Source organism: Kitasatospora sp. NPDC032757 (assembly GCF_055579305.1).
The window spans coordinates 11,813-37,168 of sequence record NZ_JBVINN010000033.1 but is presented as its reverse complement, the minus strand read 5'-3'; the positions used below and the strand labels follow the sequence as shown (position 1 = coordinate 37,168).

The following is a 25,356-nucleotide window of genomic DNA, read 5'->3' as shown; positions in this document are numbered from 1 at the left end:
CTGACGCGTGCACAAGCTCCAGAGAGAGACGAAAAGATGGCAATCATTCTCACCGACCAGGACGTCCGCCGGGCGACCGACGTCAAGGGTGTACTGAACGCGCTGGACGAGGCCTACCGGGAGGACCACGCCGGCAACACGGCGATCACCGAGCGGGTCAACCTCCGCTTCGAAGGAGGCTGGCTGCGGCTCATGGCCGCGGCGCTGCCGGGCCTCGGCGTGGTCGGTTACAAGGAGTTCCACCTGGTCGGCAGCACCGTCCGGTTCCAGGTCAACCTCTTCGACATCAGTACCGGTGAGTTCCTGGCCGCCGTGGACGGCAACCACCTCACCGTCCTGCGCACCGCCTCCACCGCCTGCCTGGCCGCCGCCAAGCTGGCGCCGGGCGCCCGGAGGGTCGGGATCATCGGTTCCGGCGCCGAGGCACGCATGCAGGCCACGGTCATCAGCCAACTGCTGGACCTGGAGCGGATCTCCGTGCACAGTCCGCGCAAGGAGCGGCGCGACGGGTTCGCCAGGGACCTCTCGGAGCGCCTCGGCGTGGAGATCGAACCGGTCGCGGACGGGGCCACCGCCGTGCAGGACGCCGACCTGATCCTGGTGGCGACCAACACCGGTGGCAACGGCCCGGCCTTCTATGCGGACTGGATCCCCGAGACCGTCCACATCAGCTCCACCGGCTCGACCCTGCCCGAGGAGCGGGAGCTGGACGCCGAGGTCTGGCGCGCGCCCGGGCTCATCGTGGTGGACCGGCTGCAGGCACTGGAGGAGTCCGGCGACGCGATCACCGCCGTCAAGGCCGGTACCCTGGACACCGGGCGGGTGATCACGCTCGCCGAGCTGTGCAGCCGCCCCGCCGACGCGCCGCGCCCGGCCCGCACGCTGTTCAAGTCCGTGGGCTCGCCGCTGCAGGACGTCGCGGTGGCCGCGTACGCCTACCGCAGTGCCGCGGCGCAGGGCCTGGGCACCGAGCTGGCGGGCTTCCCGTCCACCAAGGGCAGCGTCCCGGTCGTGGCAGGCGGTCGGAAGTGACGCTCGGCGGCGCGCCGCAGACGGTCGAGGTCAGCGAGGGCGTGTTCGCGTACGTCCAGCCGGACGGCAGCTGGTTCCTGAACAACACCGCCTTCCTGGTCGGCCGGCAGGGCGTCATCAGCATCGACACCTGCGCCACCGAGAGCCGGACACGTGCCTACCTGGACGCGGTCGCCGGGGTGGCCGGGGGGCCGGTCCGCACGCTGGTGAACACCCATCACCACGCCGACCACACCTTCGGCAACTACCTGCTCCCCGGTGCCACGATCATCGGGCACGAGCAGGCGCGGGCCGAGGCGATGGCCTTCGGGCGGCCGTACAACCGGGGCGTGTGGAACGAGATCGACTTCGGCGAGTTCGAGCTGGCACCGCCGTTCCTCACCTACACCGACGGGGTCACGCTCTGGTCGGACGAACTGCGCTGCGACGTGCGGCACGTGGGGGGCCCGGCACACACGACCAACGACTCGATCGTCCACCTGCCGGACCGGTCCGTGCTGTTCGCCGGTGACCTGCTCTTCAAGGGCGGCGCACCGTTCGTGCTGATGGGCTCGGTCAGCGGGGCGATCGAGGTGCTGGAGAAGGTGGTGCGGCCGCTGGACGCGCAGACCATCGTCCCCGGTCACGGCCCGGTCTGCGGGCCCGAGGTGATCGACGAGGCGCTCGGCTACCTGCGCACCGTGCAGGAGATCGCCCGCGAGGCCAAGGACGCCGGGCTGAGCCCGCTGGAGGCCGCCTTCGAGAGCGACCTCGGCGAGTACTTCGCATGGCTGGACGTCGAGCGGATCGTCGGCAACCTGCACCGCGCGTACGCGGAGCTGGACGGCACCCCGCCCGGCGCCAGGATCGACACCGCCGCCGCCTACCGGGACATGGTCGTCTACAACGGCGGCAAGCCGCTCACCTGCCACGCCTGAGCCGGCATCACCCGGAACCGACTTTCTCTGCCCTCGGGAGGGGGATTCCCTTGACGCGACCCTGGCGGATAGCCGTCGTCGGCAGCGGCCCGCGCGGGCTGGCGGTGACCGAGCGCCTGGTGGCCCGGCTGACCGAGCAGCCCGGCGACCGGCCGGTGGAACTGCACCTGATCGACGCGGTGGAGGTGGGCTGCGGGCGGATCTACCGCACCGACCAGCCGGAGTGGTTCCTGATGAACACGCCGGTGGGCCTGATCTCCGCGTTCTCCGGCGCCCAGGACGACGGGCCGGCCCGGGCCGGTGCGGGGCCGACCTTCGACCAGTGGTGGTCCGCCGGCGTCCCCGGCCACCCGGGGCCGGAGGGGTACGCGCCCCGGGCGGTGTACGGCCGCTACCTGCGTTTCGCCCTGGACGCGATCGAGGCCCACCTGCCGGCACACGTCCGGCTGACGCGCGTGCGCGCGGCCGTGACCGACCTCGAACCGTGCGGTGGCGGCTACCGCCTGACCACGGCCGGCGGGGGCCGCCTGGACGCGGACCGGGTGGTCCTGGTCACCGGCCACGCCGGGCCGGCGCCGGCGGAGCGCACCGAGCGGGAGCTTCTCGACTTCGCCGCGGACCGCCCCGCTCTCGGCTGGATCCGGGGCGACTCGCCGGCCGAGATGTCCCTCGACGCCATCCCGGCCGGCGCGGCCGTGGGCGTGCTGGGGCTCGGGCTGTCCTTCTACGACGTCATGGCGGCCCTCACGGTCGGCCGGGGCGGCCGGTTCACCGAGGACGCGGACGGTGAGCTGGTGTACCGGCCCGGCGGCGCGGAGCCCGTCCTGCTGGCCGGTTCGCGCAGCGGGCTGCCGCTGCTGGCCAAGGGCGACAACAACCGGCCTCCCGGGTACTCCTTCAAGCCCGTCCTCTTCACCCCGGACCGGGTCCGCAGCCGGGCGGCCGGGCCGGTGCTGGACTTCACGGCCGACGTGCTGCCCTGGCTGACCGCCGAGATCGACCTGGTCTACTACGCGACCGCGTTGCGCCACTCGCACGGGCCGTGCGCCGCCGAGGAGTTCACCGCGGAGGTGGTCCTCGCCGGCGACGCCGGGCTGCCGGACGTCCGCACGATCGCCGCCCGTCACGGTGTCGCCGGGATGCCCCCGATCGACCTGGAGGCGCTGGCCCGTCCGTTCGCCGGGCGGACCTTCGCCGGGCCGGAGGAGTTCGACCGGACGCTCGCCGCGCTGCTGCGCGGGAGTGTCCGGGAGGCCGAGCGCGGCAACACCCGGTCGCCGCTGATGGCCGCGCTCGACGTCATCCGCGACACCCGCTGGGTGATGCGCGAGTGCGTCGACTTCGGGGGGCTCGACCCGGCTTCACACCGGGAGGCGTTCCTCGGCTCGTTCGTGCCGGTCAGCTCGGTGCTGGTGGCCGGGCCACCGCCGGTGCGGCTGCGGCAGGCACTGGCGCTGATGGCGGCCGGCGTGCTGCGCGTGGTCGGGCCCGAGGTGCGGATCGCCGCCGATCCGGGCCTCGGCCGGTTCACCGTCTCCTCGCCCCGGGTGGCGGGTTCGGGGACGCCGGTCGACCACGTGGTCGACGCCCGCGTCCCGGTGCCGGACCTCGGCCGCGACCCGGCGGAGCTGACCCGCAACCTCCGGGGACGCGGCCTGTGGACCGAGTTCGTCAACCGGGACGAGCAGCACGCCTTCCGCACCGGCGGGGTGGCGGTCACCACGGCCCCGTTCCATCCGGTGGACCGCACGGGCCTGCCCGACACCGGCCTGTACGTCCTCGGCGTTCCCACCGAGAACACGCGCTGGTTCACCCAGGTCGGCTTCGGCCGCCCCGGTCCGTGGGGCGACTACGTCCGAGACGCCGACGCGATCGCGGCCCACGCGCTGTCCGGCGTCCGTTCCGGCGAGGAACTGCCCGCGCGGGCGACTCCGGCCTACCAGTAGACAGCACGTCGCGCGCGTGCCGCGGTGCGACCACGAGGAGAGACCGCATTGACCGTCACACTGACCCTGCCCACCGCCTGGCAGCCCGGGCACGCCGCGGGCGAACCCGGCGAGACCGTCGTGGAGTTCGGCGATCTCGCCGACGGCCTGGGCGCACTGGCCGCGACCTGCGGGGCGACCGTCGGCGAGGTGCTGGTCGCCGCGCACGTCAAGGTGCTCGGCATGCTCACCGCGGACCACGGGCTGAGCACCGACGTCAGCCTCCCCGAGCACGGGCGGCCCGTCGCCGTCGAGGTGCACCGGGACGCCGAGACCTGGCGGCGGCTGCTCCAGCAGGTCGTCAAGGACCTGCGCTCCGGCGAGGAGAGCGCCGCCGCCCCGGCCGGCCGGGGCGCGGCCCGCCCCGACCGGGTCCTGTTCGCCGCGGCCGCCGGGCCCGGGACGGCGTACGGCCTGCTGGTCGCCCCCGAGGACGGACGGTTGCGGCTGACGGCCCGCGCCGAGAGCGTCGCGCCCGCCCGGTTCGCCGTCCTGGCGGAGATGTACCGGCTGGTCCTGGAGGCCATGGCCGCGGCACCCGACGGCGACGCCCTGGCCGCCCGGCTCCCGGCCGGGGAGAGGCAACTGGTGCTGCACACCTGGGCGTCCGGTGACACGGTCGACCACGGGACGGACACCGTCGACGCGCTGATCCACGCCCAGGCCCGCCGCACCCCGGACGCGGTGGCCGTCCGCTCGGACGAGGGCACCCTGACCTTCCGCGAACTCGACGAGCGGGCCAACCGGATCGCCCACCACCTGAGGGACCTCGGCGCCGGACCCGACACCCTGGTCGGGGTCTGCCTGCGCCGCGGCCCGGACCTGCTGCCCGCCTTCATCGGGGTGTGGCGCTCCGGCGCCGGCTACCTGCCGCTCGACCCCGACCTGCCGCCCGAGCGCCTCCGGCTGATGGTCGAGACCGCCGGCTGCGAGACGGTGCTCACCGAGACCGCGCAGCTGCCGCTGCTCGAACCGGTGGACGGCGTCCGGAGCGTGCTCGTGGACGGGGACCGCGCCGCGATCGACGCCCGGCCGTCCGGCCTCCCCGACACCCCGGCCGACCCGCACCGGCTCGCCTACGTCATCTACACCTCCGGCTCCACCGGCGCACCCAAGGGCGTGATGGTCGAGCACCGGGGCCTGGCCAACTACCTGCTGTGGGCGGCCAGCGCGTACGCCGGCCGGGGCACCGGTGGCTCCGCCGCCTTCTCCTCGATCTCCTTCGACCTCGGCATCCCGAACCTGTTCAGCCCGCTGCTCGCCGGTCAGCCGGTCCACCTCCTCCCGGACCCGCTGCCGATCGCCGACCTGGGCGAGCACCTGGTCGCCGGCGGGCCGTACAGCTTCCTGAAGATGACCCCGGGCCAGCTGGACCTGCTCAGCCTCGACCTCACCCCGGAGGAGACCCGGGACCTCGCCGGGATCGCGATCGCGGCCGGCGACGCCTTCACCGCCGACCTGGCCGGCCGCTGGATCGCCGCGGCGGGCCCCGACGGCACCGCCGTCGCGACCGAGTACGGCCCCACCGAGATCACCATCGGGAACTCCGGGTACGTCGTCACCGAGCCACCGGGCAACGTCCTGGTGCCGCTCGGCGACCCGATCCCGAACACCACGATGTACGTGCTCACCGACCGGCTCGAGCCGCTCCCGGTCGGTGTCGCGGGCGAGGTCCACATCGGCGGCGCGGGCGTGGCACGCGGCTATCTGCACCGGCCGGAGCTGACCGAGGAGCGCTTCCTGCCCGACCCGTACGGCCCGCCCGGCGCGCGCCTCTACAAGACCGGCGACCGGGCCCGCTGGTTGCCGGACGGCTCGCTGGAGTTTCTCGGCCGGGTCGACCACCAGATCAAGATCCGTGGCTACCGGGTCGAGCCGGGGGAGATCCAGGAGCAGCTCCGCCGCCACCCCGGCGTCGCCGAGGTCGTCGTGATCGCGGCCGACCCGGACGCCCGGACCCAGAGCCTGGCCGCCTTCGTGCTGCCCGAGACGGGGGCCGCGCCCGAGGCCGCGAGCCTGCGCGAGCACCTCGGCGGGCGCCTGCCCGCGTACATGATCCCCAGCAGTTTCGTGACGGTCGACCGCTTCCCCCTGACCGCCAACGGCAAGGTCGACGTCCGGCAGCTGCGAAGCCGGCTCGAGCCGTGACGCTCCCGCACCACCAGACGAGAGGCAGCAGTGTGACCGCCCTTGCATCCGGGCCCGTGTCCGTGGACGCGATCCGCCTGGCACTCACCACCGAGGAACGCGCCGTCCTGCGCGGCCTGGCCGAGGAGCTCGTCCGGACCCCGCCGGTGCTGCTCGACGACCCCGACTGGCTGGTCGAGGCCCGCCGGCTCAGCTGCCGGCTGCCGGTCCGGCTGATCGAGGCGCTGCGCGGACTGCGACAGGACGCCGGGGTGGCCGGCATCCTGTCGGTCACCGGGCTGCCGGTGGACGAGAGCGCCCTGCCCGACACCCCGACGGTGAAGGACTCGGTCCAGCGGATCCCGGCGGTCCCCTCCGCGGCGGCGATGCTGCTGGCCCAGCAGCTCGGCGAGGTGATCGCCTACCGCGACGAGAAGCACGGCGCCCTGGTCCAGGACGTGGTCCCGGTCCGCTCGCTCGCCGGGTCCCAGAGCAACGCCGGCTCCGTCCCGCTGGAACTGCACAACGAGAACGCCTTCCACCCCTACCGCCCGGACCTGGTCGGCCTGCTGTGCCTGCGCGCCGACCGGGACGGCCGCGCCGGCACCCTGGTCTCCTCGATCCGCGAGGCGTTGCCGCTGCTCGACGGCGCGGACCTCGCCGTCCTCAACAGCCCCCGCTTCGTCACCGAGGCGCCGCCGTCCTTCGGTTCGGGCGACGCCACGGCGCCGCACCCGGTGCTCGGGGGCAACGTCCGGGACCCGGACATCCGGGTCGACTTCAACGCCACCACCGCGCTGGACGACGAGGCCGCCGGGGCCATGGAGCGGCTGGGCACGGTGCTGGCCAAGGTCTCCTCCTCACTGACCCTGGCGCCCGGCGAGCTGGTCTTCATCGACAACCGCCTGGTGGTGCACGGCCGTAGCGACTTCACCCCGCGCTACGACGGCCGTGACCGCTGGCTGCACCGGGTGTACGTGCACCTCGACAGCAGGCGCAGCGCCGCCCACCGCAACGGCCGCGGGCCCGTGCTGATCTGATCGGCCGTTCCGTGCCGGGAAGGGCCGGGAAGGGCCGGGAAGGGCCGGGAATCGGGAATTCCCCGGCTTTCCCCGGGACCGGTCGTCACCTGTTCGCAGGCACCTGCTTTCTGCCCCCGAAGGTGCCGCAATCCACCGGCCGAGGCCCCTAGCGTTGTCAATCTGACGTCTCGAATGGAACCGGGCAATGGGAGGCGGATACGCCAGTCGCCCGGCGTGAGGAATTGGAGCTCAACAGTGTTCTCGCCCTCCGTCAGGCAGCAAGGCCTGTGGTTTCTGAGTCGGCAGGAAGGCTTGTCCCCCACCTACAACGTGCCGAGCGCGGTGCGGCTGGTGGGGGAATTGGACCGGGAGGCCCTCCGGCTCGCGCTGGGCGACGTGGTCGCCCGCCACGAGCCCCTGCGAACGGTCTTCGAGGTCGTCGACGGCACCCTCTGCGGGCGGGTCCTCGAGGTCGGGGACGGCGGCGTGGAACTCCCGGTGACCGAGGCCGACGAGGCGGGCGCCGCCGAGACCCTCGTCCGGCTCGGCCGGGTGCCGTTCGACCTCGCCAAGGACCTGCCCTTCCGGGCGCACCTCCTCGCCCTGGGCGAGCGGACGCACGTGCTGCTGCTCGTCGTCCACCACATCGCCACCGACGGCGCCTCGGAAGGGCCGCTCTTCCGCGACCTGGCCGTGGCCTACCGGGCGCGGACCGCGGGCCGGGCCCCGGACCGGCAGCCGCTGCCGGTGCAGTACAGCGACTACGCCGCGTGGCAGCGCGACTCCCTCGGTACCCCCTCGGACCCTGCGAGCGAGGCCGCCGAGCAGCTGGCCCACTGGCGCGAGGCGCTGGCCGGTCTGCCGGAGGAGGCGCTGATCCGGCCGGACCGCCCGCGGCCCCTCACCGCCTCGTACCAGGGTGTGGCGCACACCGTCAGCTGCTCCCGGCAGGTCCACTCCCGGCTGCTGGAGATCGCCCGGGAGACCGGGACCACGCTGTTCATGGTGGTCCAGGCGGCGACCGCCGTCCTGCTGTCGCGGACCGGGGCCGGCGACGACGTCCCGATCGGCGTGCCGGTCGAGGGCCGGGCCGACGAGGCGCTGGAGGACCTGGTCGGCTTCTTCGTCAACACCGTCGTGCTGCGGACCAGCACCGCGGGCAACCCGTCCTTCCGCGCGCTGCTCCAGCGGGTGCGCGAGACCGACATCGCCGCCTGGGCCAACCAGGACGTCCCGCTCGACTGGGTCGTCGAGGAGCTCAACCCGGAGCGCTCCACCAGCCGCAACCCGCTCTTCCAGGTGCTGCTGACCCTGGAGGAGGCCGGTGACCACCCTCTCGACCTGCCCGGACTCACCGTCAGCGCCGAGCCGGTCCACATCGGCACCGCCAAGTTCGACCTCTCCATCGGCTTCAGCCGGCAGCGGACCGAGCACGGCCTCCCGGACCGGCTCGCCGTCACGGTCGAGGGCAGCACCGACCTCTACGACGAGGCGACGGTTCGTGCCGCGGCCGAACGCCTGGCGCTGGTCCTGGAGGCGGTGGCGGCCGACCCCGACACCCCGATCCGGGAGATCGCGCTGCTGGACGCCCGCGAGCGCGGGCTCCTCACCGAGTGGAGCGGCACCCTCGGGGCCGAGCCCACCGCCACCCTGGTCGGGCTGTTCGAGGCGCAGGCCGCCGGCCGGCCCGACGCGACCGCCGTGGTGGACGGCGAGACCCGCGTCACCTACCGGGAGTTGAACGCCCGGGCCAACCGGCTGGCCCGGCTGCTGCGCGCCCGGGGCGCGGGCCCCGAGGAGCGCGTCGCGGTGCTGCTCGACCGCTCCGCCGACCTGGCCGTCGCGCTGCTGGCGGTCCTCAAGACCGGCGCGGCCTACCTGCCGGTGGACCCCGCGTACCCGGCCGAGCGCATCGCGACCCTCTTCGAGGAGGCACGGCCCGCCCTGGTGGTCACGGACGGCGCCGCCTCGGCGTCCCTGCCGCCGCAGTTCGAGGACGCCCCGGTCCTGCTCGGCGGCGGCGCCGTCGAAGCGGAGCTCGCCGCCGGGGACGCGGCCGACCTGACCGACGCCGAGCGCACCACGCCGCTGCTGCCCGGGCACCCGGCGTACGTGATCTACACCTCCGGCTCCACCGGGCGCCCCAAGGGCGTCACCATCGCGCACAGCAGTGTGGTCGCGATCCTGGAGGCCACCCGCGAGCGGTTCGCCTTCGGCGGCGACGACGTGTGGACCTGGTTCCACTCCTACGCCTTCGACGTGTCGGTGTGGGAGATGTGGGGCGCCTTCGCGCACGGCGGCACCCTGGTCAGCGTCCCGTACGAGGTGTCGCGCCTGCCGAAGGACTTCCTGGCCCTGGTGGCGGGGGAGCGGGTCACCGTGCTGTGCCAGACCCCTTCGGCCTTCTACCCGCTGATCCCGGAGGACGCCAGGAGCACCCCCGAACTGGCGCTGCGCGCCGTGATCTTCGCGGGAGAGGCGCTCGACTTCGCCCAGATCTCGCCCTGGTACGACCGGCACCCGGACGACCGGGTGACGCTGGTCAACATGTACGGCATCACCGAGACCACCATCCACGCCACCTACCTGGCGCTGGACGCGCCGACGGTGGCCGGCTCGGTCGGCCGGAGCCTGGTCGGCGGGCCGTTGGCCGGCCTGCGGATGTTCGTGCTGGACGAGCGGCTGAGCCCGGTGCCGGTCGGCGTGGTCGGCGAACTGTACGTGGCGGGGCCGCAGTTGGCGCGCGGCTACCTGAACCGGCCGGGCCTGACGGCGGAGCGCTTCGTGGCCTGCCCGTTCGAGGGTGCGGGTGAGCGGATGTACCGCAGCGGCGACCTGGCCCGCTGGAGCCCGGACGGCGGGCTGGACTACATCGGCCGGGCCGACGACCAGGTGAAGGTCCGCGGCTTCCGCATCGAACTGGGCGAGGTCCAGGCGGTGTTCACCCGCAACCCCCGGGTCCGCCAGGGCGCGGTCATCGTGCGCGAGGATGTACCCGGTGACAAGCGCCTGGTGGCCTACGCGGTGCCGGCGGACGACGGTGTGACGGCCGACGAGCTCCACGAGGACCTGCGCGAGCAGCTGCCCGACTACATGGTCCCGAGCGTGATCATGGTCAGCGAGCTGCCGCTCACCCCGAACGGCAAACTGGACCGCCGCGCACTGCCGGCCTGGACGGCCACCGGCGGCGGGGTGCGGGCCTCCGGGACACCGGTCGAGAAGGTGCTCTGCGCGCTGATGGCCGAGATCCTCGGGGTCCCGGACGTCGGTGTCGGCGACAACTTCTTCAACCTCGGCGGCCACTCGCTGCTCGCCGTGATGTTCCTCGACCGCGTCACGGAAATCGCCGACATCGGCGGCGTCCCGCTGACCATCCGCGACCTGTACCGCTGGCCGACCGTGGCCCAGCTGGCCCAGCAGCTGACCAACCGCACCCGGGGCAACCCCATGGAGCCGGTCCTCACCATGCGCGAGGGCGTCGGCGAACCGCTGTTCATCCTGCCGGTGGCCTCGGGGCTGAGCTGGACCTACTCCCCGATCCTGCCGCACCTCGACGACGACCGCCCGGTGATCGGCCTGCAGTCCACCCAGCTCGCGGACGGGGTGAAGCCGGCCTCCATGGCCGAGATGGCCGACTCCCACGTCGCGGCGATCCGCGAGCTCCAGCCGCACGGGCCCTACCACCTGATGGGCTGCTCGTTCGGCGGGGTGCTGGCGTACCTGGTCGCCGTCCGGCTGGAGGCGGCGGGGGAGGAGGTCGCGACGCTGGCCCTGCTGGACGCCCGGCCGCTGCCCGAGGAGTTCCGGCCGGCCGAGGCGGACAGCCGCTGGGTGATGGAGGTCCTGCTGGGCCACCGCGCCGACGGCCTGGCCGACCCGGCGGGCCACGAGGAGCTGGTCGACCTGCTCCGCGCGCACGACCCGGTGCTCGGCATGCTGGAGCGGAAGCAGGCCTCCACCGTCGCGGCCACCACCGTCGGCAACTGCGAGGCGTTCCTGCACTACCACGCCGGGGAGCGATTCTCCGGCGACCTGCTGTTCTTCAACGCCACCCGGACCAGCGACCGTTCGGGCGCGCAGACGTGGGGAGCGTTCGTCGACGGCGAGATCCTGCAGTACGACCTCGACTGCGGGCACCTGGAGATCACCGACCGCGAGCCCCTACGGGAGATCGGCCAGCTGATCGACGACCACCTGGCGCAGTGGTGAAAGCGGAAGGAAACCGAATGTCCACCAGTGTCACCCCCCGGCGCAAGCCCGCCTCGGACGTCAACGTCCTGGGCGTATCGGCCGGTTACCACGACTCGGCGGCCTGCCTGATCCGCAACGGCAAGCTGGTCGCCGCGGTCCAGGAGGAGCGGTTCACCCGGGTCAAGAACGACAAGTCGTTCCCCCGGAACGCGCTCCGCTACTGCCTGGACGAGGCCGGGCTGAGCCTCGCCGACGTCGACGCCATCGGCTACTACGAGGACCCGGTGCAGAAGCTGGGCCGCCAGATCTGGATGGGCCTGATGCCCGGCGTGCCGGCCAAGCGCCGCCACGACATCCAGGACCGGATGACCAGGACCCCGCCGATCGACGTGCTCCGCACGGTGACCGGGTACGAGGGCCCGGTCGAGATCGTCGACCACCACCTCTCGCACGCGGCGAGCAGCTACTACTTCTCCGGCTTCGACGAGGCGGCCATCCTGACCGTGGACGGCGTCGGCGACTGGCCGACGACCACCTACGGCTCCGGCAACGGGCACCTCGTGGAGCGCTTCGAGCAGGTGGACTTCCCGGACTCGCTGGGTTTCTTCTACAGCGCCGTCACCGGCTACCTGGGCTTCGAGGTCAACGAGGGCGAGTACAAGGTCATGGGCCTGGCCCCCTACGGGGAGCCCCGCTACGCCGACCGGATCCGCGACCTGGTCGAGCCGGGCGAGGGCGGGCAATACCGGCTCAACATGAAGTACTTCTCCTTCCTCTCGGAGGAGTCCATGTACTCGCCGGCGCTGGCCGAGCTGCTCGGCCGGCCGGCCCGGGTGCCGGAGTCCGAACTCCAGCCCTTCCACCTGGACGTGGCACGCAGCGTCCAGGTGGTCCTGGAGGACATCCTGCTGGAGAAGGTGCGCTACCTGCACGAGAAGGTGCCGAGCGAGAACCTCTGCATGGCGGGTGGTGTGGCGCTGAACGTGGTGGCGAACAGCCGCTGCCTGAGGGAGGGCCCGTTCGAGCGGCTGTTCGTGCAGCCGGCCGCCGGCGACGCGGGCGGTTCGATCGGGGCCGCTGCGGTGGCGCACGTACGGCTGACCGGTGAGCGGCCGGAACACAAGCGGCAGGAGCACGTCTACCTGGGGCCCGCCAGCTCCGGTGACGAGGTGCACCGGCTGCTGAGGAACACCTCCGCGCGCTACCGGGACTTCCGGGGCAAGGAGGAGCAGTTGATCACCCACGTGGCCCGGAAGCTGGCCCGGGGCAAGGTGGTCGGCTGGCTCCAGGGGAGGATGGAGTTCGGCCCGCGCTCGCTCGGCGCGCGTTCGATCCTGGCCGATCCCCGGGGCGCCGGGACGCGCGACCGGATCAACGAACTGGTCAAGCTGCGGGAGTCGTTCCGCCCGTTCGCGCCGGCCGTGCTGGAGTCCGAGGCGCAGAACCACTTCGACCTGGACCACCCGTCTCCGTTCATGCTGGAGACCCACCAGGTGACCTCCCCGATCGACCTGCCCTCCATCACGCACGTGGACGGCTCGGCGCGGATCCAGACCGTCGACGACGGGAGCAACCCGAGGTTCGCGAAGCTGCTGGGCGAGTTCCACCGGCAGACCGGGTGCCCGATCCTGCTCAACACCTCGTTCAACGTGCGCGGGGAACCGATCGTGTGCACTCCGCTCGACGCCATCAGGTGTTTCGTCAAGAGCCAGATCGACCTCCTGGTGATCGAGGACTTCGTTCTGGACCGTTCGTCGATTCCGCTGCTGTGGGAGTTGGAGACCGCGATTCCCACGCCGCTGGCCGGCGAAGCCGTCGACCACCTCGTCTACACGCTCCTCTGAACAGGAACGGGCCCATGGACCGACCTTCGGATTCCCTGAAGTTCTTCGCCGATCAACTGGCGCGGCAGCTCTCGACCGACGACGGCGCGCGGCTGGCACAGCTGCTGCGGCTGCTCTCCACCGACCCTCCCGGCCCCGCACCGGCGCCGGGCGCGGCGGCCGGGCCGCCGGACGTGCAGCGGGTCGGGATCTGGCAGCGCACCGGCGGGGCCGGGCCGTTCGTCCGCGACCAGGAGCGGCGGCTGGAGTGGCCCATGTGGGCCAACGCGGGTGAGATCCCGGCCAAGGCACGCGGCCGGCGGGTGCTGCTCCTCGGCGAGTCGGTGGCCCGCGGTTTCCTGTACGACCCGGCCTACAATCCCGCCGGGGTGCTGGCGGCGCTGCTGGAGTCCCGTCTGGGGCCCGGCGACGTCGAGGTCGTCGACCTGGCCCGTACCTCGCTGGGGCGGGAGATCAAGGACCTCGCCCTGGCCGCCGCCGTGCTGGAGCCCGACGCGGTGGTGCTCTTCTGCGGCAACAACTGGCGCTACGAACTGCCGACCGAGCCGCTGGAGCGCGGAGTGCTGGCGGCGGCGGTGCGCGAGCGGGGCCCTGCCGGGTACCGGGAGCACGCGGAGGAGTTCGTCCGGCGGACCTCCGAGGAGATCGTCGACGAGGTCTCCGCGTTCTACGCGGAGCGCGGTGTGCCGGTGCTGTGGATAGCCCCGGAGTTCAACCTGGCCGACTGGCGCGACCCGGTGGCGAACGCCGCCCACCTGCCGGCCGACGGCAACCAGCGGTGGGCGGCCCTGTACGGGACGGCCCGGGCCGCGCTGGCCGAGGGCCGCTTCGGGGAGGCGGCCGAGGCCGCCCGCCGGATGGTCGAACTCGACCAGGGCACCAACGCGGCCGGCCACTACGTCCTGGCGGACTGCGCCCGGGCCGCCGGCGACGAGGACGCGGCCCGGGCCGCGCTGGAAGCCGCCCGGGACGCCCAGATCTGGGACACCACCGTGGTCTACGCCCCGCGGAGCACCGCGCCGGTCCTCGCGGCCCTGCGCGAGGGCGCCGAGCGGCACGGCGGCCTGCTGGTCGACTCGCCGGAGCTGTTCCGCGAGCACCTCGGCGGCGGCATTGCGGACCGGCGGCTCTTCATCGACTACTGCCACCTCAACGCGGAGGGCATCCGCGTGACCATGGCGGCCGCGGCCGCCGCGCTGCTGGGCGCGTTCAAGGAGACCGCGGTGAGCTGGCGGGAGCTGCTCGCCGAGGCGCCCGGGCCGGAGGCCGGAGCGGAGGCGGAGACGCTCTTCCTGGCCGCCGTCCACAACGCGCACTGGTGGCAGGACGGGGAACTGGTCGAGCACTCGCTCGAGCGCTCGGTCGGCCTTTCCGACCGGCTCGCGCCGCTCATGTCGGCCTATCTGGAACTGCAGGCCCGGCGCACCCCGATGCTGATGTGCGAGTCCGCGGAGAAGCTGCTGAAGGCCGGTTCGCCGCAGATCCAGCGCTACCTCTTCGTGAATGTCCGCCAGTATCTCGATCCGCTCATCACGGGATCGATCGCCAACGTACTGGCGAAGGACGGCCAGGACGTCCGCCGGCAGGTCGAGAAGGTGTGGATCGACGAGCATTCGGTCGGACTCCGGAAGGCCGACCTGCTCGACCCCTCGTACAACTCGGCCGGCCGCCAGGCACTGGAGCTCCAGTGGTCGACCCCCGGTGCCCCGGCGTACGAGCGGAACTACTACAAGGCCTTCTCGGCCCGATCGGTGTTCTTCTTCGTGGGTGAGGCCGGCCGGCCGGTCGAGCTGGACGTCACCTGGCGGACACCGCACCCGCGCGGCGCCGGGGGGCAGGTGTCGGTCGAGGTGAACGGCCGGCCGGTCGCCACCGTGTCGGGCGGCGCCGGGTGGGAGCGCCACGGGATCTCGCTGCCCGGCGAGATCGTGTGCGACGGCCTCAACGAGGTCGTCCTGGCCTGGCCGTCACCGGCCTTCCCCGGTGACGCGGGGATCCGGAGGATCTCCGCCGACGTCCTGGCGGGCCGGACGCCCGACCCGTACTGCTCCTTCGGTGACGTCCACACGTTCACCGCTGTCGTCGGGGGTGCCGGCGACGGCGACCGACCCGGGGCGGGCCGGTAACAACGCATTCCCCGAACGGCGGTGCCGAAATCATCGGCACCGCCGTTCTGCGTGTACGAGCGAAAAATGCCCGATGGCACGCCAAAGGAATCGGGCGCGTCCTCCGGCCCGCTTCAGACAATCACGGTGCGGCCGATGACCGCAAACGGTTGTCCACCATGCGGACGTGACGGCGAGACGCCCTCCGGGACTGCGGAAGATTCCTCTCCCGGCTGGCCGGAATGAGCCCCTCCGGATGGCCCGGAACGTGAGGATCCCGGCCGTGGAGCGGCACGCAGCACTCACAACCGGGCTCGCCGGGATCTGACGAGACGGTGTAAAGCGGGCGTATCCCGCGGCCGGAGATATGCCGGGGATGTGCGCTTCTGGGGGCGATCAAGGGTGTTTGGCGAGCCGCTCCGGACGGCTTCGATCGAGCCAGGAGCTTTCCTTGTGTACCCGTCATGTGTTGTCATCTGATGCCGCACGAACTGCGGTGAGCGCCGTCAGGTTGCCGGAACGGGGGAAGTGTCATGCCGGGCAAAACCGACATTTGGTCCGTCAGGCGGAAGGCCGGAGAAATCGTTCTGGGGACGGCGCTCTGTCATTCGGTGGCCATGCGCCGCGCATGAGCCACCTCCGGTGGTCAAAGGTTCCCCGAGAGCTCGGGGTCGATTCAAATATCTCCGCAGCAGGCCGTTGCGATGACCGAATCCCTCTGCGTGTCATTTCTGGCGGACGGTGGCTGCGAGCCGAATGGCCGATGCGGAATCCCATGTGATCTCCATGAAATCGGTGAGACCGGCGCATTCCGTCCGGGCCGGCCAGTGCTGTGGTCCGCCCGAGGGGGTGCGGTGACGATCTAGACCCATCCGTCCGGCCGATCCCAGCGAATCGGACGGCAATCTCTGGAGCGTGTTCAAAATCACTGCCAACCATGTACAGAATGCACAGTTCAGTGTCCTGCTGCGAAATGCGCGAAAGCGCGTGGGGATGACCCAGCGGCAGCTTGCCGAAATCTCCACGATCAGTGTCCGGGCCATCCGCGACCTGGAGCTGGAACGCACAAGGACCCCGAGGATCCAGACCATCCGGCTGCTCGCCGACGCCCTGCGGCTGAGCAAGGCCCGCCGGGCCGAACTCGAGGCGGCGGCCGGCCCCTTCGTCGGCGAGACGCTCATCGACGAGCTGATCGCACCGCCCGCCCCCCTGGGCCCGATCATCGGCCGCGGGCGCGAGACGGCCACGCTGACCGCCATGCTGGAGTCCTCCGGACACCGGCTGGTCAAGGTCGTGGGCATGCCCGGCGTCGGCAAGACCCGCCTGATCCACGAGGTCGCCAGCGTGCTGCACCAGAGCGGCCGGATGCCGGCCGTCTGCATCGAACTGGACGGCCCCGGGCCGGTCGGCGACGATCCGCGCGACCCCGCGAACACCCTGCTCGGCCGGATCGCCGATCTCCTGGGGTGTGAGCCCGCCCTCGACGACCTGGCCGCCGTCCTGGCCAAGAACGACATCCTGCTCACCGTCGACGGCCGGGACCTCGACCAGGACGACGAGCTGATGCTGCGTCTCATGCTGAGCCGCTGTCCGGGACTGCGGGTGCTGTACGAGACCTGCGAGACCTCGCCGACCGCCGGCGACCCGGTCTTCCCGGTCTTCCCGCTCGCCGTGCCGGAGTGGGCCCGCGGCGAGGCCCGCGACGCCGACCTCGCCGCGTACCCGGCGGTGGAGTTCATGCGATCGCGCTGCGCGCAGCTCTACCTCGAGACCGCCGCGGACATGGAGGTGACCGCCGCGATCGCCCGCATCTGCTGGCACCTGGACGGCGTTCCCGCAGTTCTGGAGGCCGCGGCCTCCTGGCTGCTGCTCTACGAGCCCGCCCAGCTCCTGGACCCCGCGGCCGGCCTCCCGGCGATGCTCACCAATGCCCTGGTCAACGCCGACGACTCGCTGACCGCCTGGCTCGCCCGCACGGTGGCCGCGCTGCCGGTGGAGGACACCGAGGGGCTGCGGCGTCTGGCCGACGCCGACCCGTGGACGGTGGACCATGCTGTCGGCCTGCTCGGTGGCCCCGCCGCCGCGGCGTTGCGCGCCATCCACCTGCTGCGCACGCTCGGCCTGGTGCGCCGGATCGCCGGGGCGAGCGGCGAACCGCCCCGCTTCTCCGTGCTCAACCTGGTGCGCCACGCCCTCCCGCCCTCCGTCACGGTGCAGCGGCAGCTGACGTGCACCGTGCCTTAGGTCCTGCCCGGCCTCGCGCCGGAGCCCCGTCGGACCGGGCCGAGGCGGCGGAGCGGATATTGCCTCCGCTCTGCCGCCGATGGTGCCGATGGAGGCGTTCCGGGGCGACTTATTCTGACCGTCAGCGGGTGTGTTCTCGCAGCTCGACGGCGGTGAACGAGCTTATCTACACGAGGTGGGGGTCGGCGTGGGCGACAGTGCTCGGCGAGCGCTCCGCGAGCTTCTGGCGGAGGTTCTGGGTGTGGCCGGGGTGCGTGGGGAGGACTCCTTTCCCGGCCTCGGCGGTGACTCGCTGAAGGCCGTTCGGCTGGCCGGCCGGGCACGGGCCGAGCTCGGCGTGACACTGAGCGTCCGGGACCTCTACGACGCCCCGGACGTCGACGCGCTGGCCGCCCTGGCGGTGCCGGCGGACACCGCCGCCCCCCGGGGAACCGCGCCGGACGGCGCCCGCCTTCCGCTCACCTCCGCCCAGCAGGGCCTGCGCTTCCTGGAACGGCTGGAGGGGCCGGGTGCGAGCTTCAACCTCCCCCTGGCGCTGCGCCTGCGCGGTCCGCTCGACCGGGAGGCGCTGCGGGCCGCGGTGGACGACGTGGCCGCGCGGCAGGAGGCGTTGCGCACGGTCCAGGGGGAGACCGGCGGTGTCACCGGGCAGCGGGTGGTCGACGCCGGTGTGGCGTTCCAGGTCGAACGGGTCGCCGAGGAGGAGCTCGAGGCCCGGCTGGCCGCCCTGACGACGTACGGCTTCGATCTCGCCGCGGAGATCCCGCTGCGGGTCTGGTTGCTCGAACTCGGCCCGGACGACCACCTGTTGCTCCTGCTGACCCACCGGATCGCCGTCGACGAGGCCTCACTCGGACTGCTCGCCCGCGACCTCGACACGGCCTACGCCGCCCGCTCCCGGGGCGGTGCGCCGGACTGGGGCGAACTGCCCGCCCGATTCACCGACTTCGCGCACCGCCAGAGCCGGCTCGCGGCCGCGGCCGGCGGCGCCGACCCGGCCGTGGCCGCGCGGTTGAAGGCCCGCGCGGAACTGCTCGCGGGCATGCCCGACGAGCTGGCCCTGCCGTACGACCGGCCGCGCCCGGCCGTCGCCACGCACCGGGGTGAGGAGGTCGGCCTCCGGCTCGACGCGCAGACGCACCGGCGCCTGGCGGAGGTGGCCCGGGCGGCCCGGAGCAGCATGTTCATGGTGGTCCAGGCCGCCGTCGCGGTGCTGCTGAACCGGCTCGGCGCGGGCGAGGACATCCCCCTCGGCACCCGCGCCGAGGGCCGCACCGACGCCGACCTGCACGACGTGGTCGGGCCCTTCGCCAACCTGCTGGTGCTCCGTACCGACGTCTCCGGCGACCCGACCTTCGCCGAGCTGCTCGGCCGGGTGCGGGAGACCGGCCTGGACGCCTACGCCGACCTGGACATCCCCTTCGGACTGGTGGTGGGCGCCGTCAACCCGGCCCGCTCGCTCGCCCGGCACCCGCTCTTCCAGGTGCTGGTCACCGCGGGGACCGGCCGGGCCCCCGCGTCCCTGGCCGGCGTCGACGCGCAGCCCCACGGGACGACCCCGCACCCCGCCCGGCACGACCTCGCCTTCGCCTTCGCCGAGCGCTTCGGCGAGGACGGCGCGCCCGGCGGCATCGAGCTGACCCTCACCTACCGGACGGACCTCTTCGACCGGGCGACCGCCCGGACCATCGGCGAACGGCTGCTGCGCGTGCTCACCGCCGTGGCCGCCGACCCCACCGGAAAGGTCGGCGGGATCGACGTCCTCGACCCCGCCGAGCGCCACCGGCTCCTGGTGGAGTGGAACCGCAACAGCCCGCCGTTCGAGGTGCCGCGCAGGACCCTGCCGGACCTGCTGGAGGCCCAGGCCGGACGGACCCCCGACCTGCCGGCCGTGCAGATGGGCGACACGGTGCTCACCTACGCCCAGCTCAACGCCCGGGCCAATCAGCTCGCCCGGTACCTGGTCGGCCACGGCGTCGGGCCCGAGTCGGTGGTGGCGCTGATGATGGAGCGCTCGGTCGACGTGATCGTGGCCCTGTGGGCGACGCTCAAGGCGGGCGGTGCCTACCTGCCGATCGACCCGGGCTACCCGGCCGACCGCATCGCGTTCATGCAGAGCGACGCCGCCCCGGTGCTCACGCTCACCGAACCGGTCGACGCCGGACACCTGCCGGCGACCGACCTCACCGACGCCGACCGCCTGGCGCCGTTGCGGCCCGAGCACCCCGTCTACGTCATCTACACCTCGGGCTCCACCGGCCGGCCGAAGGCGGTGGTCATGCCGGGCGCCTCCCTGGTGAGCCTGCTGGCCTGGTACGAGACCACGCTCACGCCCGGGCGGATGGCCCAGTTCTCCTCGCTCAGCTTCGACACCTCCGCCTTCGAGGTGCTGTTCGCCACCACCAGCGGCGGCGCCCTGGTGGTGCCGCCGGAGGAGGTCCGGCGCGATGTCGACCTCTTCGCGCGGTGGCTGGCCGACCACGACGTCCACGACATGAATCTGCCGAACCTGGTGCTCGACGCGCTGTGCGAGTCCGCCGAGCGGACCGGCGTCCGGCTGCCCGAACTGCGGATGATCGCCCAGGGCGGGGAGGCGTTGACCCTCTCGCCCCGGCTCAAGGCCTTCTTCGAGCCCGAGCGGCGCCGGCTCGACAACTACTACGGTCCGACCGAGACCCATCTCGCGATCGCCCACTCCTTCCCCGCCAGGGGCGCGGACTGGCCGACGGAGGCGCTGCTCGGCCGGCCGATCGGCAACATGCGGGGGTACGTGCTGGACGGCCGGCTGCAGCCGGTGCCCGCCGGCGTGGTCGGCGAGCTGTACCTCGCGGGCGAGCAGTTGTCCCGCGGATACCTGAACCGTCCGTCCGCGACCGCCGCGCGCTTCGTCGCCAACCCGTTCGACGGGCCGGGCAGCCGGATGTACCGCACCGGTGACCTGGTGCGCTGGACCGGGGACGGCCACCTGGTGTTCCTCGGGCGGGTCGACCACCAGGTGAAGATCCGTGGCTTCCGGATCGAACTCGGCGAGATCGAGACGGTGCTGCGCAGTCATCCGGCCGTCGCGCAGGTGGCCGTCCTGGCGGTGGAGGACCGCCCGGGCGCCAAGCGTCTGGTCGCGTACGTCGTGTCGGAGTCCGGCCCGGTGGACCAGGCCGCGCTGCGCGCGCACGTGGCCGGGGCGCTGCCCGACTACATGGTGCCGTGGGCCTTCGTCCAGCTCGACAGGATGCCGCTCAATCCCAACCGGAAGCTGGACCGCGGGGCCCTGCCGAAGCCCGGCCGCGCGGCTGCCGGGCGGGCGCCCCGCACCCCGGTGGAGCGGGCGCTCTGCGGGATCTTCGCCCGGGTGCTGGCGGTGCCCGAGGTCGGTATCGACGACAGCTACTTCGACCTGGGCGGCACCTCACTGCGCGTCGGCGAGCTGACCGCGCTGATCCGGGCCGAGCTGGGGGCCGAGCCGCCGCTGCGGGTGCTGTTCGAACGGCCGACCCCGGCGGGTCTCGCCGAGCACCTCGCCCCCGGAGCGGGGCGCCCCGCTCCCGGAGCCGCCGACCTGGCCGGTCACGGACCGGCTGATCACGGACCGGCCGGTCACGGACCGGTCGGTCACGGGTCGGCCGATCGTGGGACGGCCGCCCGGGTGGTGGCCGGCTCCGCGTCGGCCTTCTCCGGCGGCTCGCCGGGGGGACCGGCACAAAGGCGCCCCGGCCCGCCCCGTCCCGAAATGCGGACAGCCGTCCTCGGGGAGATATTCTCGGAGCTCCTGGAATGCGGCCCGGTTTCCGGCGAGGACAACTTCTTCGCGCTGGGCGGCCATTCCCTGCTCGCCACCCGGCTGGCCAATCGGATCAGGGACGAGTTCGGCGTCGAGGTGTCGCTGAAGTCCCTGTTCGACAGCCCCACGCCGGAGGGAATAGCGGCGCTGCTCGACGGAGGGCGGGCGGCGCGGCCCGCCCTGAGGGCCCGGCCGCGGTAGCCGGGCGCCCTGTCGGCACGGTCTGACGGGGCGTCAGGTGAGCGTGCGCGGGAAGCATTTCATTCCGTTCCGCCGAGGGGATCCGATATAGTTGGGGCCGGAGTCGAGAGGCGCTGCAACGGGAAATCCTCCCGCCACGCTCGACTTGAAATCACTCGACCAAGGGCGCCTCCGGTGATTTCGTACGGAGGTTGTCGAAATGAGTGATTCTCGTACCCGACGCGACGCGACCGCGACGCTGAGGCGGCTGATGAGTGAACGGATCCTGGTTCTCGACGGCGCCTGGGGCACCCTGCTGCAGGCCATCAAGCTGGGTCCGGCCGACTACCGGGGCGAGGTGATCGACGGGGCCCACCCGTACGACGTGACGGGTGACCCGGACCTCCTCAACCTGACCCGGCCCGATCTCGTCCTGGACGTGCACCGGCGCTACCTCGCGGCCGGGGCGGACATCATCACCACCAACACCTTCACCGCGACCAGCCTCGGCCAGGCCGACTACGGCCTGGAGCACCTGGTCCGGGAGATGAACCTGAGCGGGGCGCGGCTCGCCCGGCAGGCGGCCGACGAGGCCGGGGGCAAGTTCGTCGCGGGCTCGGTCGGCCCCCTGAACGTCACGCTCTCGCTCTCCCCGAAGGTCGACGACCCGGCGTACCGGGCGGTCACCTTCGAGCAGGTCAAGGCGGCGTACGCGGAGCAGATGGCGGCGCTGGCCGAGGGCGGGGTCGACCTGCTGCAGATCGAGACGATCTTCGACACGCTCAACGCCAAGGCGGCGATCGCGGCCGCCCGCGAGGTCGCGCCCGAGCTGCCGCTGTGGCTCTCGGTCACCATCGTCGACCTCAGCGGCCGCACCCTGTCGGGGCAGACGGTCGAGGCGTTCTGGCGGTCGGTCGAGCGGGCCGAGCCGCTGATCGTCGGCGTGAACTGCGCGCTCGGCGCCGCCGAGGTGCGCCCGTACGTTGCCGAGCTGGCCCGGCTGTCCGGCGCCCACGTGGCCTCCCACCCGAACGCCGGCCTGCCCAACGCCTTCGGCGGCTACGACCAGACGCCGGAGGAGACCGGCCGGCTGATCGGCGAGTTCGCGCAGGCGGGTCTGGTCAACATCGTCGGCGGCTGCTGCGGCACGTCGCCCGACCACATCGAGCAGATCGCCGCCGCCGTGGCCGGGGTGACGCCGCGCGTCGTCGCCGAGCCGCCCGCCGCGACCCGGTTCAGCGGGCTGGAGCCGTTCGAGATCGGCCCGGACACCGGCTTCGTCATGATCGGTGAGCGCACCAACGTCACCGGCTCGGCGAAGTTCCGGCGGCTGATCGAGGCGGACGACTACCAGGCCGCGGTCGACGTCGCTCTCGAACAGGTCCGCGGCGGCGCCAACCTCCTCGACGTCAACATGGACGCCGACCTGCTCGACAGCGAGCGGGCGATGACCACCTTCCTCAATCTGGTGGCGACCGAGCCGGAGGTGGCCCGGATCCCGATCATGATCGACAGCTCCCGGTGGAGCGTGATCGAGGCGGGTCTGGCCTGCGTGCAGGGCAAGGGGGTGGTCAACTCGATCAGCCTCAAGGAGGGCGAGGAGCCCTTCCTCGCCCAGGCCCGGCGGATCCGCGACTTCGGGCTCGGCGTCGTCGTGATGGCCTTCGACGAGCTGGGCCAGGCCGACACCACCGAGCGCAAGGTGGACATCTGCGGCCGGGCGTACGACCTGCTGGTCGACAAGGCGGGCTTCGCGCCCGAGGACATCATCTTCGATCCGAACGTCCTCGCCGTCGCCACCGGCATCGCCGAGCACAACGGCTACGCCAAGGCGTTCATCGACGCCCTGCCGCTGATCAAGCGGCGTTGCCCCGGCGCGCGCACCAGCGGCGGAATCTCGAACCTGTCCTTCTCCTTCCGCGGCAACGACGTGGTGCGCGAGGCCATGCACTCGGCCTTCCTGTTCCACGCGGTGCGCGCCGGCCTGGACATGGGCATCGTCAACGCCGGACAGCTCGCGGTCTACCAGGACATCCCCGCCGAGCTGCTGGAACTCGTCGAGGACGTGCTGTTCGACCGCCACCCCGACGCGACCGACCGGCTGGTCACCTTCGCCTCCACCGTCACCGGCAGCGGCACCAAGCGGACCGTCGACCTCTCCTGGCGGGAGGGCACCGTCCAGGAGCGCCTCTCGTACGCCCTGGTCCACGGTGTCGTCGACTTCGTCGAGAAGGACACCGAGGAGGCCCGGCAGGTCCTCGGCCGCCCGCTCGAGGTGATCGAGGGGCCGCTGATGGACGGCATGAAGATCGTCGGAGACCTGTTCGGCTCGGGGAAGATGTTCCTGCCGCAGGTGGTCAAGAGCGCCCGCGTGATGAAGCGCTCGGTCGCCTACCTGGAGCCCTACATGGAGGACGAGAAGACCTCCGGGCGCGGTCAGGGCAAGGTGGTGCTGGCGACCGTCAAGGGCGATGTCCACGACATCGGCAAGAACATCGTCGGCGTCGTGCTCGGCTGCAACAACTACGAGGTCATCGACCTCGGCGTGATGGTGCCCGCCGCGAAGATCCTGGACACCGCGATCGCCGAGGGCGCCGACGCGATCGGCCTGTCCGGCCTGATCACGCCCTCGCTGGACGAGATGGTCTCCGTCGCCGAGGAGATGAGCCGGCGGGGCATCGAGCTCCCGCTGCTGATCGGAGGCGCGACCACCTCCAGGCAGCACACGGCGGTGCGGATCGCGCCGGCGTACGAGGGCCCGTCCGTGCACGTCCTCGACGCCTCCCGGGTCGTCGGCGTGGTATCCGACCTGCTCGACCCCGAGCGGGCGGCCGAGCTGGACACCGCCAACCGCGCCGAGCAGGAGCGCCTGCGCGAGCAGCACGAGACCCGGCACCGCGTCGCCCAGCTCACCCTCGCGCAGGCCCGCGCCAACAGTGAGCGGATGGACTTCACCGACCTGCCGACGCCCGCGTTCACCGGCGTGCGCACCGTGACGCCGGAGATCGGCGAGCTCCGCAAGCTGATCGACTGGCAGTTCCTGTTCCTCGCCTGGGAGCTCAAGGGCAAGTTCCCGGCGATCCTCGACCAGCCGGTCGCGCGTGAGCTGTACGACGACGCCATCGCCATGCTCGACCGGATCATCGCCGACGGTGCGTTCCAGGCGCGCGGCGTCTACGGCTTCTGGCCCGCCCACTCCGAGGGCGACGACATCGTGGTCGACGGCGTCCGGCTCCCGATGCTGCGCCAGCAGACCGCCAAGCCCGCCGGCCGGGCCAACCGCTGCCTGTCCGACTACGTGGCCCCGTCCGGTGACCACCTCGGCGGATTCGCGGTCGCCATCCACGGCGCCGAGACGCTGGCGGCCCGGTACGAGGCCGAGCGTGACGACTACCGGGCGATCATGGTCAAGGCGCTCGCCGACCGGCTGGCCGAGGCGTTCGCCGAGTACGTCCACCTGCAGGCGCGCCGGGAGTGGTTCGAGCCGGACGCCGACCCGCTGCTCGAGGACCTCCACGCCGAGCGGTTCCGGGGCATCCGCCCCGCGCTCGGCTACCCGGCGAGCCCGGACCACTCCGAGAAGCGCGAGCTGTTCGAGCTGCTCGACGCCGGCTCCCAGGAGATCGGCCTGACCGAGTCGTTCGCGATGACGCCGGCCGCCAGCGTCAGCGGTCTGATCTTCGCGCACCCGGGGTCGCGCTACTTCAGCGTCGGCCGGATCGGCCGCGACCAGCTGGAGGACTACGCCGTCCGGCGCGGCTGCGAGCTCAGCGAGGCCGAGCGCTGGCTGCGGCCCAACCTGAGCTGACGGCAGCGCGCAGACGCCGCGGGGGGGGGGGGGGGGGGGGGGGGGGGGGGGGGGGGGTGGGGGGGGGGGGGAGGGGGGGGGGGGGGTGGTGGGGGGGGGGGGGGGGGGGGAGCCGGCGGCGCA

11 protein-coding genes are annotated in these 25,356 nt (G+C 72.7%); all 11 read left to right on the top strand.

What is annotated here, in order from left to right; all coding sequences use genetic code 11:
* Nucleotides 1-36: 36 nt before the first annotated feature.
* Nucleotides 37-1,032, top strand: coding sequence for an ornithine cyclodeaminase family protein (locus ACZ5WK_RS29045; protein WP_465551631.1), 996 nt, complete (start codon nucleotides 37-39; stop codon nucleotides 1,030-1,032).
* The gene (locus ACZ5WK_RS29040; protein ID WP_465551629.1) at nucleotides 1,029-1,949 is read left to right on the top strand and encodes an MBL fold metallo-hydrolase; all 921 of its coding nucleotides are present in this window, start codon (nucleotides 1,029-1,031) and stop codon (nucleotides 1,947-1,949) included. Before ACZ5WK_RS29045 ends, ACZ5WK_RS29040 begins: the two co-directional genes overlap by 4 nt.
* A 50-nt stretch (nucleotides 1,950-1,999) precedes the next feature.
* Nucleotides 2,000-3,895: an FAD/NAD(P)-binding protein gene (locus ACZ5WK_RS29035; protein WP_465551627.1), complete on the top strand. Its 1,896-nt coding sequence runs from the start codon at nucleotides 2,000-2,002 to the stop codon at nucleotides 3,893-3,895.
* Nucleotides 3,896-3,943: 48 nt separating this feature from the next.
* On the top strand, nucleotides 3,944-6,082 hold the full coding sequence (locus ACZ5WK_RS29030) for an amino acid adenylation domain-containing protein (RefSeq protein ID WP_465551625.1): 2,139 nt from the start codon (nucleotides 3,944-3,946) through the stop codon (nucleotides 6,080-6,082).
* Nucleotides 6,083-6,138: 56 nt separating this feature from the next.
* On the top strand, nucleotides 6,139-7,101 hold the full coding sequence (locus ACZ5WK_RS29025) for a TauD/TfdA family dioxygenase (RefSeq protein ID WP_465551623.1): 963 nt from the start codon (nucleotides 6,139-6,141) through the stop codon (nucleotides 7,099-7,101).
* A gap of 174 nt (nucleotides 7,102-7,275) precedes the next feature.
* On the top strand, nucleotides 7,276-11,292 hold the full coding sequence (locus tag ACZ5WK_RS29020) for a non-ribosomal peptide synthetase (RefSeq protein WP_465551621.1): 4,017 nt from the start codon (nucleotides 7,276-7,278) through the stop codon (nucleotides 11,290-11,292).
* Between the two features lie 17 nt (nucleotides 11,293-11,309).
* Nucleotides 11,310-13,118 carry a carbamoyltransferase family protein gene (locus ACZ5WK_RS29015; RefSeq protein WP_465551619.1) on the top strand — a complete coding sequence of 603 codons (1,809 nt, stop codon included), beginning with the start codon at nucleotides 11,310-11,312 and terminating at the stop codon, nucleotides 13,116-13,118.
* 14 nt (nucleotides 13,119-13,132) lie between these two features.
* Nucleotides 13,133-15,244, top strand: coding sequence for an SGNH/GDSL hydrolase family protein (locus tag ACZ5WK_RS29010; protein ID WP_465551617.1), 2,112 nt, complete (start codon nucleotides 13,133-13,135; stop codon nucleotides 15,242-15,244).
* An 894-nt stretch (nucleotides 15,245-16,138) separates the two neighbouring features.
* A complete protein-coding gene (locus tag ACZ5WK_RS29005; RefSeq protein ID WP_465551615.1) occupies nucleotides 16,139-17,467 on the top strand; it encodes a helix-turn-helix domain-containing protein in 1,329 nt (442 codons plus the stop codon).
* 130 nt (nucleotides 17,468-17,597) lie between these two features.
* Nucleotides 17,598-21,446 (top strand): non-ribosomal peptide synthetase, encoded by a 3,849-nt coding sequence (locus tag ACZ5WK_RS29000; RefSeq protein WP_465551613.1) that lies wholly within the window; start codon nucleotides 17,598-17,600, stop codon nucleotides 21,444-21,446.
* A 199-nt stretch (nucleotides 21,447-21,645) separates the two neighbouring features.
* On the top strand, nucleotides 21,646-25,233 hold the full coding sequence (metH, locus tag ACZ5WK_RS28995) for a methionine synthase (RefSeq protein ID WP_465551611.1): 3,588 nt from the start codon (nucleotides 21,646-21,648) through the stop codon (nucleotides 25,231-25,233).
* The last annotated feature ends 123 nt before the right edge of the window (nucleotides 25,234-25,356 follow it).

Bases quoted from the DNA above. Each gene is read 5' to 3' on its own strand.
- ACZ5WK_RS29045 (WP_465551631.1), top strand. From the start codon at position 37: ATGGCAATCATTCTCACCGACCAGGACGTCCGCCGGGCGACCGACGTC.
- ACZ5WK_RS29020 (WP_465551621.1), top strand. From the start codon at position 7,276: ATGGAACCGGGCAATGGGAGGCGGATACGCCAGTCGCCCGGCGTGAGG.
- ACZ5WK_RS29015 (WP_465551619.1), top strand. From the start codon at position 11,310: ATGTCCACCAGTGTCACCCCCCGGCGCAAGCCCGCCTCGGACGTCAAC.
- ACZ5WK_RS29010 (WP_465551617.1), top strand. From the start codon at position 13,133: ATGGACCGACCTTCGGATTCCCTGAAGTTCTTCGCCGATCAACTGGCG.
- metH (WP_465551611.1), top strand. From the start codon at position 21,646: ATGAGTGATTCTCGTACCCGACGCGACGCGACCGCGACGCTGAGGCGG.